The organism is Bacteroidota bacterium (assembly GCA_016714535.1).
Taxonomy (GTDB): Bacteria; Bacteroidota; Bacteroidia; order AKYH767-A; family OLB10; genus JADKFV01.
On the sequence record JADKDR010000001.1, the window covers coordinates 639,865 to 655,488 of the forward strand.

Here is a 15,624-nt window from a genome sequence, read left to right on the forward strand (position 1 = left end):
ATTTTGCAGCATAAAATACGGATGCAACTTTTATTCTTTCAAATTTCAACTTCACTAAATCGAACTTGCGAACAAAAGCACAATAAAGCGTACAACATACTCAGTATGGATGCTGCATTCTAAACTTGATATTTACATTTGATTTTATCTGCCAGTTGGCAGGTTATGCATAAAGTGTTCTTTGTTTTCTGAGGTAGGTCATTGGCGTTGTTGTAATTTTTATTTTTACCGCATGCTTTTAACATGTTGCTGTGGACTATATAGTTTTTTTACAAGCTGATGTTAGCATACATTTAAAAGACAAACCAGATGAACATGATTTTCAAAGTATTTTTACTTCTGCACATAGTTGGTGGTTCTGTTGGGCTGCTATCGGGAATGCTAAATATAATAAGACCAAAAGGCGACAAAAATCACAAACTAATCGGAAAAATATTTTTTATTTCCATGCTGACAGCGGGAACTTCATCGCTTGTCCTTTCCTGTCTTCACCCGAACTATTTTTTATTTATGGTTGGAGTGTTTACACTTTATATGGTTGGTTCTGGACAACGCTATTTAAAACATAAACAACAAGACAAACTTGGCTCAAAACAAATAGAATGGACAATAACTATTCTTATGTTGCTTGCAGGACTATTGTTTATTGGCATTGGCGTTTTAACAATAATAAAATCAAACTTATTTGGACTTGTATTTATGACTTTCGGTAGTCTAGGGCTATTTTTGTGCGACAAGACTTTAAAAACTACAACGACCAAACGACCATAAAAAAATTATTGGCTCATTGGACACTTGCAAAGAATGATAGGCAGTTTTATTGCAGCATTAACAGCATTTTTAGTTGTGAACGCAAAATACTTTCCCGAACAAATACCAAGTTTTGTATACTGGGTTTTGCCGACAATTATTTTGATACCATTGATTATTAAATGGAGCCGTAAATATGAAGTTAAAAAGAAATAAACGATTGCTAGCAGCATGTTTGCAATAGGTGTGAATTACCTTCGATGCTGTTTCGCGGTCGCGCTCCAACTACAGTTTTGCGGTAACCAAAAGCCTAGCTCTTCGCATTAATATTTGCAGCAAAATTACCACCCATCCAAAATCTGCAGCCACACTACCTGCAAGCGTAAAGGACGACACAATAACTATCGGGCTGACATACTAACGACCAAGCTTTTTACTTCTAAACAAACTATCGGGCAACCTTATCTGGGTAGATAATTTCGCTGTAGCTCGACACAACATAAATCTATTTGCCTATACTCAATCAAACACAAGGTTTTTCAAAATTTTCCCAACCTACATTTTAAAAACTAATTCAATGCCTGAACACATTGGTACATTTGGGGTTTGCCCCAACACACATGCTAACCCAACAGCAAATCTCAAAAGAGCCAATCTCCTAATACTCCTCATACCAACTAAATTTCTCATGTATGATCTGTGATTTTTCCTTTTTTAGATGCTCTAAAAAAGACTTAGAAACTGGAGAATGCTTTTTTACTCTTAACCAAATTAAACTCCAAGTAGTTTTCAATGGAAGACCTTTGACTGGAATAATATGTAACTCATTGTTGCTTAATTCATTCTTAATTCCTATCAACGGCATAATAGAATATCCCAAACCTGCCAATATCGATTGCTTAACTGCTTCATTAGATGTTAACTCCATCTTCTTTAAGACTGATATGTTATTACGTTCAATAAAACTCTCCATTGTTTGTCTTGTCCCCGAACCCTTTTCTCTAAATATTAAAGGTAAATCTTTAAATATTTCCTTTGTGTTTGTTGCCTTTTGAAATTTTGTTTTGACACTGCCTACCAGGTATAATTTATTCTGAAGCAAATCCAGCTTCTCAATATTTAATTTATTTGGTAAAATAGAAACAAGAGCAAAATCAACTTCATTATTCTCCAAACTCTCCACGACTTTAGTTTTATTGGTAACATCCATGATTAGTTCTATACCAGAATGCCGCTCCATAAAATCAGCTAAAAAATAAGGCATTACATACTTTCCGGTTGAAACTACTGCAATTTTCAAACGCCCTGTCAACTGTCCCTGGTAGGCTAAGGTTTTATAGTTTATGGCATAAACCTGGTTAAGTATATTTTCTACCGCCTCTGCAATTTCTAATCCGAACTCTGTAATGTAAATTTTTCGCCCCACCACTTCTGTTAATGGTATATCAAATTGGTCTTGAAGATTTTTCAACTGAATAGAAACCGCTGGCTGGGTTAGGTGTAGCTCTTCCGAAGCCCTTGTGACACTTTGTGTTTGTACGATTTTTAAAAATATCTGCAATTGGTTTAATGTGTAGTTCATAAATATATTTTATGGATTTCATTACAAAGATAAATAAATAATTATGATATATAATTCTCAAATTTGCACTTCCAAATTTTAAAAAATGAAGAATATTAAAACAAGCAAAATTATTTTAGGCACTGTATGTGTCTTACTACTTTCAAATTGTGCAGTAATCAGACCCGGAGAAGTTGGAGTAAAGCAAAAACTTGGTACACTTTCCGACAAAAGTCACACAAAGGGCTCTGTATGGTTTAACCCATTTACGACCAGAGTAATTAAAACGAACGTTCAAATAAATGATATTGAACTATCGCTTAGTTTACCGAGTAAAGAAGGCTTAAGTGTGGTTGCACAAATATCTATCCTTTACCGAATCGATCAAAATAGTGTTCCAAAGGTAATTAGCAGCATAGGATTAGGATACGAAAATATTATTTCGAACGTTTTCCGATCTGCATCGGCTGATGTATGCTCAAAATATTTTGCCAAAGATATGCATTCAGGCATGAGAGCAGAAATAGAAGATGCCATTAAAATTAAAATGGGAGAAACCCTTACTGAGCAAGGAATATTAGTTGAGGCTGTTCTTATGAAAAGCATACAGTTACCAGGAGGTCTTGCCAGTTCTATAGAACAAAAATTACAAGCTGAACAAGACGCAATGAGAATGGTTTTTATTCTTCAACAGGAAAAACTGGAAGCTGAAAGAAAAATCATTGAAGCTACTGGTACTAAAGATGCTCAAAAAATACTTTCAGAAGGGTTAACAGATCAAATTATTAAAGTAAGAAGTATAGAAGCTTTTATAGAATTGTCGAAATCTACCAATAGCAAAATAATAATCACAGATGGGAAGGTGCCATACTTAATCGAATAAGTAACTAAACTATCATTCTGCAAAAACTATTTAAGAAAGGAAACACGAATACTGCCAACCGAATCACAAGCAAAAGTAAACGCATTAGCAAAAATGCTATTTGTTCTCTCTTCCACTTTGCTATTAACATGCCTAATTTTTGACTTTGCCAAACATCATTATATTTTGATAAGAACTTTGATTGCTTTCGGGTTCCTTTTCCATCAAACATTACCTTTCAATTTATGATAATAATTTGAAAAGTCATGGAAATATTAGAAGTTATATTATGGCATCACTTAAGGAGATTCGTTATAAGCTAATGTGCCATTCAATTTAAATTATCTCAAGTTATGGATACAAGAGCTAATACTTTTTTTGAGACAAAAAACATAGTCCATCTTAATTCCTCTTTTGAGGATATTCTGATGAAACCAAGAAAGATAAGATACATTAAAAAATAAAAATAAATAAGACTATATAACCAGTATATGTATAAGATTAAAAAATATTTCAAAGACAGACGCTACAAGTTATGCACTGAAACCCGCTTTTGGCATGTTGATCAAAAATATAAATGTCTTAAAGACGGTGCAGTGCTTCCGTAAAATGCATTTACAAAGTATTATCATAAAATTAATCACAAAAAAAAATAACAAGAATAAATTTTAAAATATAAAAACAAAATAAAATGTCAAGAATAACAGTAGCAAAAGGAGATGGAATTGGCCCTGAAATAATGGACGCCACATTGGAAATAATTTTAGCAGCAGGTGCAAAACTCGAAATTGATGAAATCGAAGTTGGTGAGAAAGTTTATCTTGCTGGCAATACTTCTGGTATTGCATCAGAATCATGGGAAACAATAAGGCGAAACAAAATTTTCCTAAAGGCTCCAATCACAACTCCACAAGGAGGTGGATACAAAAGCTTAAATGTTACCACTCGTAAGTTTTTGGGTTTATACTCAAACGTTAGACCATGCATGAGTTTGCACCCATTTGTAAGTACTAAGCACCCCATAATGGATATTGTAATTGTGCGAGAAAATGAGGAAGACTTATATGCAGGTATTGAACACCAACAAACAGACGAAGTAGTGCAATGCTTAAAACTAATTAGCAGACCAGGTTGCGAAAAAATAGTACGTTATGCTTTTGAGTATGCTAAACAACAAAATCGTAAAAAAGTAACTTGTTTTACTAAAGATAATATCATGAAACAAACTGACGGCTTGTTTCACCAAGTGTTTGATGAAATTGCAAAAGAGTATCCTGAAATAGAAAACGAACATTGGATTATTGATATTGGTGCAGCTAAAATGGCAGACACACCAGAACTTTTTGATGTAATTGTTATGCCCAATTTATATGGAGATGTACTTAGTGATGTGGCAGCACAAATAACTGGTTCTGTTGGTTTAGCAGGCTCAGCCAATATAGGCGAAGAGTGCTCTATGTTCGAAGCCATACATGGTTCTGCACCAAGAAGGGCAGGACAAAATGTAGCCAACCCATCGGGTTTATTACAAGGGGCTATTATGATGCTTAATCATATTGGGCAAACGGAAATAGCAGAAAAAGTTCAAAATGCCTGGCTTAAAACGTTGGAAGATGGTTTACATACTTATGATATTTTTAAGGAAGGAACTAGTAAGCAAAAGTTAGGAACGAAGGAATTTGCAAAAGCTATAATTTCAAATCTTGGTCAAAAACCAACAATGCTAAAGTCTGTTTCTTATGCAAATAATTCGGCTCTTAACTTACCAAAGTATAGCCGCAAACCTGCTGCAAAAAAGGAATTAGTTGGTGTTGACATTTTTGTTCACTGGAACGGTTCTGATCCTAACGAACTAGCAGAGAAAGTGAAAAGAATTGAAATCAGTGGCATAAAACTCTCTATGATTACAAATAGAGGAATTAAAGTTTGGCCCGATGGATTTAAGGAAACATTTTGTACTGACCATTGGAGATGTCGTTTTAAGCCTTCGGAAAATGCTGAAATAACAAAATCAAACATTATCGAACTTTTGACAAATGCACTCAATGAAAACATTGATAACATTAAAACAGAAAATCTCTATTCATTTGATGGCAAGGCTGGATATTCATTAGGACAAGGACAATAATTTCTAAACAATAAAACAATGGTTAACATTATTATTTACTTAAACAAAAATGATAGTGCAATGGAATTGGTAAAATTTCTTTTAGAAGAAAAATTAATTGCATCAGCTACAATTGACGAGAACAATATTTCTTACAAATTGGAAAACAAGGTTTTCTCTGAAGAGATATTCACTGTAATTACAGCGCAAACAAAATCGCTTTTATTTAGTGACATTGTAAAGGCCGTAGAAACAAAAGCAGGTAAAAATATTTCTATCATTTCAACGCCAATAGTAGGCTCTAATGGCATTTTTGATGATACTGTCAGAACTAAAACAATAGCAATTTAAAAACTAAAACATGACCATACATCTTATAAATGAAGAATTTAACGCTAAAGATACTTTAGACTTGCTAACTAAAATGATACATCTTAAAATAAAGTTTCACGAAGAAAAGGTGTTAAATAAAAGGAATGAAAAAGTTATAAAGTCTCAAGAGGTAAAAATACAAAGACTCCAAAAAGAACTTTTCGAATTAAGCGCAAGCCTTAACTTGAAAAACAAAAATTATAAAATAGACGGAACCATAAAAATTGAATAAGATGGATATAAAAATACTAAAAACAGCTTTTTTCTTATATTGACTATCGCCCTTCTGCTCACTGCCATTATAACAAAAGATGCTGCTAATAGCCGACTCACTTGACCTTTAGGAATATTGCCTGCTAATTATACACTTAAAATATTATCAAATAAAAATAGCATAACTTATGAAAAATACTGAAACATCATTACTAATTGATGGCAACTTCACCTCTGGTGAAGCCAGGTAACTTCTTTCGAATTTGTTCTCGTTCAAAATTAATTTTCACACCACAAAAAATTGGAGATCGCAGGTAAGGTTCAGAGTGGATGATGAAAAAGACCAAAAAACAATTCCTAAACTAAAAAAAGAGATGGAAAAATTAAAACTGATAATAGCTGAAGCAGAAACAAACAACAAAAGACTTACTGTAAGCTCAGAAACAAATATCACACTAGCAGGCGTAGTTTAAAATGTTCAAAGGAAGGAATATAGTGATAGCTACTAAGCACGAAAAAGAAAAAGTGATTTCTCCAATTCTTGAAAAAGAATTGGGTGTAAAATGCTATGTTACCCCAGATTTAGATACTGATGAACTTGGCACTTTTACAGGAGAGGTTGAAAGAAAAGATGACCCCATAACTACTGCGAGGAATAAATGCCTGATGGCAATGGAATTAACGAATTGCGATTTAGCTATTGCAAGCGAAGGGGCTTTTGGCCCACATCCAAGTATTTATTTTGTCCCTGCCGATGATGAATTCTTACTCCTTATTGACAAGAAAAATAATTTAGAAATAATTGTTAGAGAGCTAAGTGCAGAAACCAATTTTAATGGTGCTGAAGTTAAAACTGAAAAGAAACTAAAAGAGTTTGCTACGAATGCTAATTTCCCGACACATGGGTTGATTCTTAGAAAATCAAAAAATGATTTTAGAGACATTACAAAAGGAATAACGAATACAGAGGAGCTAAACGATATTTTTTTTAGGCTCATTACCAAATACGGAACAGCTTACGTAGAAACCGATATGCGGGCTATGTATAACCCAAGCCGGATGAAGGTGATTGAAAAAGCTACCTACAAATTGGTTGACAAGATAAAATCAATATGTCCAAAATGTGAGACCCCGGGATTTGGAATAACTGATAGAAAAGAAGGTCTACCTTGTGAGCAATGCCATTTTCCTACACGATCAACTTTAAGCTATTTCTATACTTGTCAAAACTGTAATTATAAAAAAGAAGAAAAATATCCCACGGGAAAACAAACTGAAGATCCTATGTACTGTGATATTTGTAATCCATAACTGATTTTATGAAAAGAAAAAAATGAAGTGAGTAAGTATAGTTAATGAAGAACACATCAGTGCTCAAGCTGTATTAATTAATTGTGAAAGAATTGAAATTATTTCAAATTCTCTCTTGCCTATGAATGCAGCAACTATAGATGAAAAGGTATGTTATGAAGCAACAAAAAGTGAAATTGACAAAGCCAACAAACACAAGGCAGTACTTCACATGATGCACGTGACTGCGCAACAGGAAACACATTTGCTTCAGAATAATGCTATTTAGTGTGAATAAAAGCGAATCGAAAAAACAAACTTAAAATTTGATTGTTTTAAATAGACGGGCGAGCCGAAAACCGTTTTAAGAAGTAGGCAAAAAAATAAATAGAAAAATGAACACAAAAAGAATGATTTTAGGGATGCTCGTATTGGTTGTTTTGACAGCATCTTGTGACCAAGCAACAGAGAAAATAAAAGAAGAAGCAACGAAAGTAGTTTCACAAACAAACGAAAGTGTTCAAAAAGTTATTGATGACTTAGGTTTGGTTTATGTAGAAGAAGGTGCACAAACTATCATCACCTATGACGAAGTGAATGCAGCTCAACAAGCTTGGTGTGATGCTTTAGTGAAAATTGGCAAACTGAAAGAAGAAGGCGGGGACTATAAAGGATTTGCCGAACAAGTACTTTCTGAGGCTTACAATTATGATAATGGAAAGGTGTTTTTCAAACCCACACTTGCATTTGGCGAACAAACTTTTAGAAACGACAAAAAAGGTGCATTAGCCTATTTTATCGGAGGAGACCCCGACTATCCAAATGACAAAGGCTTTGCCCTTACTCCGTGGGTAAAGGCTCGCTATGACAATTCTGGTGAAAAAAATGAAGGGATTCAGATTTACGGTTCTGTTGCAATTACAATGGGTAATGTTTGGGTAACAAACAAGGACGGCAAAGAAGTAATGGTTGACAAAACCTGGGTTTTCAAAAAAAGGCAAAGATGGAAAATTGAAAATTATCGTTCACAAATCGGCACTTCCGTTTAGCCCCAAATAGGCAGAAGTTTGATAAGGCTACATTAAATTTGTAGCCTTATCAAATTTAATATTCTTACACTACAAATAACAAAATGATGATAAAAAAATTAGGTATGATTTTGTTACCTATTACACTTTTATTTCAAAGTGTAAAAGCACAAACACTGACAGATTCAGCAATGCTTAGCAAAGATTTTCTTACTATAGACGAAGCCTTAAAAGAACCAGAAAACGTTTATAGACTAAATTTGAGCAATCAAAATATACAATTCTCAGATTCTATTTGGTCAAAATTTCCCAACCTGCAGTATTTAAGTTTGAAAAACGATCATTTGAAAAACATTCCAGAGGGAATAGGCAATCTAAAAAATCTGAAAGTGCTTGATTTAAGTGGTAATGATTTCAAAATATTGCCTAAATCCTTTATAGGATTATCAAGCCTACAGGAGTTGTATTTGAACGATGATAAATATTTTCAATTAGATAAAAACATTCCTGTATTGAGTAAATTACCTAATCTTAAATCGCTTCACTTAGAAAATGATTCTCTAAAAAAGTTACCTAAGAGTATCTCTCAACTAAATAGTTTAGAGTCATTATACCTTAATAACAACCGGTTTGAACAAGTACCATTAGAAATAAAAGGAATAAAAAACTTGAAATTTTTAGACTTACACGACAATAAGTTGAAATTGCCAGATCAGTTTAATCAAAATCAAAATCTTGGGTCAAAAATAAGATTTTGAATAAATGCAAAATTTATAGATGAAAATCAAAATCATTCTTGCTATTATTTCTTTAGGGTGTTCACAAATCCTAATAGCACAGAATAGTCGTTTAATTAACAGTAATAGCATCGGTTGGTACAATTATTTTGGAACATTCAAGATTTCTCAAAAATTAGGCATTCATACTGAATATCAGTTTCGAAGAAACGAAATAATTACTGAATGGCAACAGAGCTTATTACGCTTGGGGGTTAATTATCAATTGAACCCAAAAGTACAATTGAGACTTGGATATGCCTGGATAGAAACTTTTCCTTATGGAGAAGTTCCTATCAACGGAATGGGCAAAGACTTTACAGAACACCGTTTGTTTCAAATGACGACCATAACTGATAAGGTTTCCATTGTAGATTTATCACACCGCTTTATGCTTGAACAACGTTGGGTTGGAAGATACTCAAATACTAACCTTGCAAGCGAAGATGAATTTCCACTATTGTATAGATTTAGATATATGTTCCGAATGCAAATACCACTAATAGGTAAAGAGATTAAGGATAAAACACCATACTTTGCACTATATGATGAAGTCTTTATAGGTTTTGGTAAAAACGTGAATGAAAATATTTTTGACCAAAACCGAGTTGGGATATTATTAGGATACAGATTTAGTGCATTACTACGTATTGAAGCAGGATATTTGAATCAGACTTTACAACTTAGCCGTGAGGTAAACAATAGAAATGTATTTCAACAAAACAACGGAATCATAGCAAATTTGAATTTTAATTTTGCCCTGACAAAAAAGAACTAAAATATCCAATTGCAGACATTTAGCAAAAGCCGGTTTAGTTGTTAATTGAGCATTCTACCTTGTATCAAGTTAAGTGTTGGCAGACAGTTTTGCACTCCCTAATCCGTTTCTTCGCATTGCCGCAAAACCTTTAACGGTAATGTAAACAGAAACTTCTAGCCATAAATATTATTGGCAAAAAATGACAGAAGTTTTTTACTGCTTTGTAAAATGGACTTTATCCATACAATGACCGAAACCAAAAATGGCATTGAAATAACCCACAAAGTTGTAATGACAGGTTTTATGACTTTTCTCTTTTCAAAAATTATTGGTAGCAAAATCAATGTTGGACTTCCAATTGCAGTTGAGAAATTAATTGAACTTGCAGAAAAAAACTTAAATTATATCAGAAACAGATTTTAGTTTTACAAAAACAGAAGATAGTACCGGCTTTCTATTGCGGCAAGTGACCAACTTGTGGCAACGAGAAATTAATAAAGCTTTAAAACAATATAAACTAACTCATTCACAATTTGTTCTAATGGCGAGCATTCACAGGCTGACTAGTCAAAATCATGGGGCGACACAAATTGTTTTATCGGCACATACCAAAATTGACCCAATGACAACTTCAACTGTTTTGAGAACTTTACAAACAAAGGGACTTATTAAGCGGCAAGAACACAAAACAGACACACGAGCAAAAACTGTTGAGCTAACCGGAACTGGATTAAAAAATATTAAAAAAGCAATCAAAACAGTAGAACAGCTTGACAAACAATTTTTTGCTTCACTTGACAAGCCCACAAAAGATTTTAATAATAAATTGATTATACTGCTTGAATTTAAAATCGACACATGATATTAAGTTAATATAAAATGGCGCTTTAGATAAGGCATAAGACGCTTGCAGCAACAGCGGACTTAATCATACCAATTTAAAAAATATAGAATGAATGAAATGTTGATAGTAAATTGCCCGGTTTGCAGTAGTAATAAAAGCTGCTATTACATTGCTACCAAGGCCATGATGCATCAAGCTAATCAAGAGCACTATATTTTCAATAAATGCTCGGCTTGCGATTCTGTTTTTTTAACTAATCCTGTAAAAGAAGAAGTATTAGATGCGTACTATACTGATAATTATTTACCATACAAAGGAGCTGCCGCATGGGGCAAATACAGTTCATTTGTTGCAAGAAGCCAGCAAACACTTGACTTAAAGAGGGTACAATTAGTTGCTCGCTATACAAAATCTAAAAAAGTATTTTCTATCCTTGATGTAGGTTGTGGTAACCCAAGTTTTTTAAATTTAGCGCAGCAAAAATTAAATGCTGAAGGTACAGGTATAGATTTTTCTGACAATGGCTGGAAGAACAACCCGTTTGACAAATTACAACTTATTAAAACATCAATTGCAAACTTTAAGCCCACTTGTTTGTTTGATATAATAACCCTTTGGCATTATCTTGAACATGATTATAATCTAAAAGAAACAGTGAATAAACTTTACGATTGTTTAAACACCGGTGGTAAATTAATTATTGAAGTGCCTGATTACAAAAGTATAAGCGCAAAAAAACAAAAACAATACTGGCAAGGGTGGCACAGCCCTAGGCACATGACACTTTTTTCTGAAAAAGGTTTTCACGTGCTATTCAAAAGCGATAAATGGAAAATAATATATCATCAAAATCACGGTACGTTGGACGCATTCACGCTATGGTGGTTAGGAAAAATGGAACAGCAACAAATAAACTGGTCGGGTAATATGGAAGGTAAATTTTGGCCATTGGTATTTCTAAAAATAGTATGCTTTCCATTTTTTCTTTTTGAAAAATTTTTTCCAATGGGAATACAACTGGTGGTAATTGAAAAAAAATAGTCATATGATTTCAAATAACAGTAGCTGTAAAACTTTTCTTTTTTAATGAGTCAGATAATTACAAGTACATTTTTTAAGGTCGAAAATTTCAGAAATAAATGGTGGGCATTTACACAAATGCAATTTGGTCATAGCTCGTTAAAAAACATTGAAGGTTTAACTTTTTATAAGTTGTTGGGTTCAGGTGCTAAAAATGGATTTAGTGCTATACCCAATTTTGGAACGTATGTTCTTTTTTGCGTATGGCAGTCGGAAGCAAATGCACAGGCGTTTTTTAAAGAAAATTCCTTTTTCAAAGCCTATCGAAAACGCAGCAGCGAATTATTTACCGCCTATCTGAATGCTGCCGAAGTTCATGGTCTGTGGGATGGCGTTCAGCCGTTTGAAAAAAGTGCAAAATTAGCATCTCACAAACCGGTAATTGTATTAACAAGGGCAAGTATTAGGTTAAATAAATTATGGTCTTTTTGGAGTAAGGTAGGTGCGGTAAGTCAGAGTTTAGAAGGTTACGATGGCCTTGCTTTATCTATTGGTGTTGGCGAGTGGCCTTTAATTCAGCAGGCCACAATAAGCATATGGAAAACACAAGCCGAAATGCTTGATTATGCCTATAAAAATCCTAAACACCGGGAGGTAGTTTTATTAACCAGAAAATTAAATTGGTATAAAGAAGAAATGTTTGCCCGGTTTGTTCCCTGCAAATTTGAAGGCATCTGGAACGGAGTGAACGTTAAAAATTTAATTTAAATTAATGAAAACAGCTGCTCAGAATATTGCTATAGTTGGTGCAGGTATTGCAGGTTTGGCTGCAGCAATTCGTTTGCAAGCTATGGGCCATCACGTAGTTGTTTTTGAAGCAAATGATTATCCCGGTGGTAAGCTTACCGCTTTTAGAGAAAAGGGATATCGCTTTGATATGGGTCCTTCTTTATTTACAATGCCTCAATACGTTGAAGAATTATTCAGTGTTGCCAAACAGCCAATGGCCAAATACTTCAGCTATAAAAGAAAAAGCATCATTTGTAATTATTTTTTTGAAGACGGCACTACGTTTTCTGCTTTGGCAAATACAAGCGATTTTGCGAAATCTGCTGCAAAAGTATTCGGAGTTGAAGAGCAATTACTCATTAATTATTTTGCAAGAAGTAAAAAGAAGTACGATCTCACAGCAAGTTTGTTTTTAGAAAAATCACTTCATAAATTAGCTACCTATTTTAGTAAAGATGTAATTAAAGCTGTTTTTAATATTACAAGTTTAGATATTGATACAACGCTTGCAGACTACAATGCTCATTCATTCAACAATAAAAAATTAGTTCAGTTTTTTAACAGATTTGCTACTTACAATGGCTCCAATCCTTATCAGACACCCGGAATAATGTCAATGATACCGCATTTAGAGCAACATTATGGAACCTATTTTCCAAAAGGAGGAATGCATCAAATAACAATGAGCTTATTTGAATTGGCAAAAGATATTGGTGTTGAATTTCAGTTTAATAAAAAAGTACAAGAGATTATTATCAAAAATAATAAAGCCACCGGCATTCGATTAAATAATGGAATAAAACATTTCGATATCGTGGTGTCAAATGCTGATGTAGTTCCAACCTACAGAACTTTATTACCAAAGCAAAAGGCACCCGAAAAAATGCTGTCTCAGCCACGCAGCAGTTCAGCTTTAATATTTTATTGGGGAATAGCACACACCTTTGAGCAATTAGAATTACATAACATCTTTTTTTCAGAAGATTACCATACAGAGTTCGATTATATTTTTAATAAAAATGATGTGCACAACGACCCCACAGTTTATATTAACATCACTTCGAAAGATGAACCAACCGATGCGCCACAAGGCTGCGAAAACTGGTTTACCATGGTGAATGTTCCATGTAACAAAGGTCAGGATTGGGACGAAATAATCGCAAGAACCAGAACCAATGTTATTTCTAAAATCAGTAAACTTTTGAATAAAGATTTCGAACCACTTATTGTTTATGAATCTGTTTTAGATCCAAGAACAATAGAGTCTAAAACACAAAGCTACCAGGGAGCACTTTATGGAGCCTCATCCAATAATAAATTTGGTGCATTTTTAAGACATCCCAATTTTAAACGAAGTATAGATGACCTCTATTTCTGCGGTGGCAGCGTCCATCCCGGTGGAGGCATTCCACTTTGTTTACTATCCGGTAAAATTGTTTCTGAATTAATTTCAAAATCAGTTTTAAAATGATTTTGGTTTCAAAATATAAAATTGCTTTAAGCATTGGTCTTATATGGCTTTTTACTATCTCGGGTATTCTTGGAATTTTATCGCAGCATAAAGATTGGTTCTTATCACTAACGCCACTCAATTTATTATTAACTGCGCTCATCGTATTATGGAATATTGAAAACTGGAGTGTAAAAACAGTGCTGGCATTTTTTATACCATTCACTTTAGGTTTTGTTTCAGAAGCTTTAGGGGTTAATTACGGACCTATTTTTGGAAGCTATACCTATGGCAATAACCTTGGATATAAAGTTTTTGGTGTACCACTTGTGATTTGTGCGAATTGGGCCATTCTTACATTTATTACTGCAGATATAACTAAGCATTTTTCAAAAAACATTTGGCTCTCGGCCATAATTGGTGCTGTGCTTATGACCGCACTAGACCTGATTATTGAAGTATCGGCTCCGCGATTTGATTTTTGGCAATTCGAAGGCACTGTTGTACCTGTTCAAAATTACTTAGGTTGGCTTATAATTGCATTTTTTTCACATTTATGTTGCCAAAGACTGAATGTGTTGTCTAATAAATTAATTTCGTGGCATGTATTTATTTCTATTGTTATTTTTTTCACCGTTTTTCTTTTCACATAAATGACAAAGACTGATTATATCATTACTGGAGCAGGTGCTGCCGGATTAATTCTAGCCTACAGAATGGCTGGTGATGCTTATTATGACCATAAATCTATTCTTATTATTGATAAAAATAAAAACCTCACTAACAACCGAACCTGGTGTTTTTGGGAAAATGGCGAAGGTGAGTGGGAAAAACTTTTGCATAAAACATGGCCAAAAATATATTTTGGCAGCAATGATTATTCAAAGGTCATAGATGCAACTCCTTATCACTATAAAATGATAAGGAGTGCAAAGTTTTATAAAGAACTTTGGGAGGTCATAGATAAAAAAGTGAATATTAAATTTCTTAACGCTGAAGTTAAATCTATTCAGGAGCACGACAACGATGTTGAGGTAATTACAGATGAAGGTAGCTTTAAGACCTCAAAGGTCATTAATAGTATCGAGTTTAATAAGCAGTACCTAACGCAAAAAAAATATCCGGTGCTACAACAACATTTTATAGGTTGGTTTATTAAAACTCAACAAAACGAATTTGATGATGATGTAGCAACTTTTATGGATTTTGATATTCCACAAAATGGAACTACGGCATTTATGTACGTATTGCCAATTTCAAAAACGGAAGCGTTGATTGAGTACACCTTATTTTCTGAAAAATTACTTACAAAAGATGCTTACGAAAAAGCCATACTTGCCTATTTAAAAGATAAGCGCATAGAAAATTACACGATAGAAGAAACCGAGCGTGGCGCTATACCAATGACTTCTTATAAGTTTCAGCAGTATAACACCAGGAACGTTCTCAGCATTGGAACAGCCGGAGGTTGGACCAAGGCCAGCACAGGTTACACTTTTAGGAATACCACCAGAAAAACAAAGCAACTGATAGAATTTTTAAAGGGAGAACAAAACCTGAGCAAGTTTGCGAAACCATCTAAATTTTGGTTTTACGATTTGCTTTTTTTAGACGTGCTTGCGCAGCATAATGAAGAAGGCCCAAACTTGTTTTCAAGTTTATTTAGAAAAACTAAAATTCAAACTATTTTTAAATTTTTAGATGAGGAATCAACATTCAATGAAGATTTAAAAATCATTAAATCAATGCCGTCAACACGTTTTGCTAAGGCTATGCTGAAAAGAATAATTTATGGTTTTTAA

General features: G+C 33.7%; 18 protein-coding genes and 1 pseudogene. 18 read left to right on the plus strand and 1 reads right to left on the minus strand.

From position 1 onward, the window contains the following. Positions 1-309: 309 nt before the first annotated feature. Positions 310-771, plus strand: a complete 462-nt coding sequence (locus IPO27_02660; GenBank protein MBK8845503.1) for a DUF2306 domain-containing protein — start codon at positions 310-312, stop codon at positions 769-771. Between the two features lie 637 nt (positions 772-1,408). Here the strand turns inward: IPO27_02660 and IPO27_02665 are convergent. Then, entirely contained in the window at positions 1,409-2,332 is a 924-nt protein-coding gene (locus IPO27_02665) for a LysR family transcriptional regulator (GenBank protein MBK8845504.1), read from the minus strand. Positions 2,333-2,417: 85 nt separating this feature from the next. On the opposite strand from IPO27_02665, the gene IPO27_02670 reads away from it, so the two are divergent. The 17 genes and pseudogenes from IPO27_02670 (at position 2,418) to IPO27_02750 (ending at position 15,624) form a co-directional block, all read left to right on the plus strand. After that, the gene (locus tag IPO27_02670) at positions 2,418-3,194 is read left to right on the plus strand and encodes a prohibitin family protein (protein ID MBK8845505.1); all 777 of its coding nucleotides are present in this window, start codon (positions 2,418-2,420) and stop codon (positions 3,192-3,194) included. 670 nt (positions 3,195-3,864) lie between these two features. Further along, positions 3,865-5,301 carry an NADP-dependent isocitrate dehydrogenase gene (locus tag IPO27_02675; GenBank protein ID MBK8845506.1) on the plus strand — a complete coding sequence of 479 codons (1,437 nt, stop codon included), beginning with the start codon at positions 3,865-3,867 and terminating at the stop codon, positions 5,299-5,301. An 18-nt stretch (positions 5,302-5,319) separates the two neighbouring features. Continuing rightward, positions 5,320-5,631 carry a divalent cation tolerance protein CutA gene (gene cutA, locus IPO27_02680; GenBank protein MBK8845507.1) on the plus strand — a complete coding sequence of 104 codons (312 nt, stop codon included), beginning with the start codon at positions 5,320-5,322 and terminating at the stop codon, positions 5,629-5,631. A 10-nt stretch (positions 5,632-5,641) separates the two neighbouring features. Then, on the plus strand, positions 5,642-5,884 hold the full coding sequence (locus IPO27_02685; GenBank protein MBK8845508.1) for a hypothetical protein: 243 nt from the start codon (positions 5,642-5,644) through the stop codon (positions 5,882-5,884). A 307-nt stretch (positions 5,885-6,191) separates the two neighbouring features. After that, a complete protein-coding gene (locus tag IPO27_02690) occupies positions 6,192-6,338 on the plus strand; it encodes a hypothetical protein (GenBank protein ID MBK8845509.1) in 147 nt (48 codons plus the stop codon). Position 6,339: 1 nt separating this feature from the next. Next, the gene (locus IPO27_02695) at positions 6,340-7,176 is read left to right on the plus strand and encodes a hypothetical protein (protein ID MBK8845510.1); all 837 of its coding nucleotides are present in this window, start codon (positions 6,340-6,342) and stop codon (positions 7,174-7,176) included. Positions 7,177-7,297: 121 nt separating this feature from the next. Further along, positions 7,298-7,444 (plus strand): hypothetical protein, encoded by a 147-nt coding sequence (locus tag IPO27_02700; protein ID MBK8845511.1) that lies wholly within the window; start codon positions 7,298-7,300, stop codon positions 7,442-7,444. 286 nt (positions 7,445-7,730) lie between these two features. Next, positions 7,731-8,214, plus strand: a pseudogene (locus IPO27_02705) (hypothetical protein). A gap of 73 nt (positions 8,215-8,287) precedes the next feature. After that, positions 8,288-8,941 carry a leucine-rich repeat domain-containing protein gene (locus IPO27_02710; protein ID MBK8845512.1) on the plus strand — a complete coding sequence of 218 codons (654 nt, stop codon included), beginning with the start codon at positions 8,288-8,290 and terminating at the stop codon, positions 8,939-8,941. Positions 8,942-8,960: 19 nt separating this feature from the next. Further along, positions 8,961-9,737, plus strand: a complete 777-nt coding sequence (locus IPO27_02715; GenBank protein ID MBK8845513.1) for a DUF2490 domain-containing protein — start codon at positions 8,961-8,963, stop codon at positions 9,735-9,737. A 171-nt stretch (positions 9,738-9,908) separates the two neighbouring features. Further along, positions 9,909-10,142 (plus strand): hypothetical protein, encoded by a 234-nt coding sequence (locus IPO27_02720; protein MBK8845514.1) that lies wholly within the window; start codon positions 9,909-9,911, stop codon positions 10,140-10,142. Continuing rightward, positions 10,120-10,581, plus strand: coding sequence for a MarR family transcriptional regulator (locus IPO27_02725; protein ID MBK8845515.1), 462 nt, complete (start codon positions 10,120-10,122; stop codon positions 10,579-10,581). The genes IPO27_02720 and IPO27_02725 overlap by 23 nt, the downstream gene beginning before the upstream one ends. A gap of 90 nt (positions 10,582-10,671) precedes the next feature. After that, complete coding sequence (locus IPO27_02730) at positions 10,672-11,604, plus strand: class I SAM-dependent methyltransferase (protein ID MBK8845516.1); 933 nt, start codon at positions 10,672-10,674, stop codon at positions 11,602-11,604. Between the two features lie 45 nt (positions 11,605-11,649). Then, positions 11,650-12,351, plus strand: a complete 702-nt coding sequence (locus IPO27_02735; GenBank protein ID MBK8845517.1) for a hypothetical protein — start codon at positions 11,650-11,652, stop codon at positions 12,349-12,351. 4 nt (positions 12,352-12,355) lie between these two features. After that, positions 12,356-13,843: a phytoene desaturase gene (gene crtI, locus IPO27_02740; GenBank protein MBK8845518.1), complete on the plus strand. Its 1,488-nt coding sequence runs from the start codon at positions 12,356-12,358 to the stop codon at positions 13,841-13,843. Next, on the plus strand, positions 13,840-14,475 hold the full coding sequence (locus tag IPO27_02745; protein ID MBK8845519.1) for a carotenoid biosynthesis protein: 636 nt from the start codon (positions 13,840-13,842) through the stop codon (positions 14,473-14,475). The genes crtI and IPO27_02745 overlap by 4 nt, the downstream gene beginning before the upstream one ends. Then, positions 14,476-15,624 (plus strand): lycopene cyclase, encoded by a 1,149-nt coding sequence (locus IPO27_02750; GenBank protein ID MBK8845520.1) that lies wholly within the window; start codon positions 14,476-14,478, stop codon positions 15,622-15,624. It abuts the gene before it with no gap.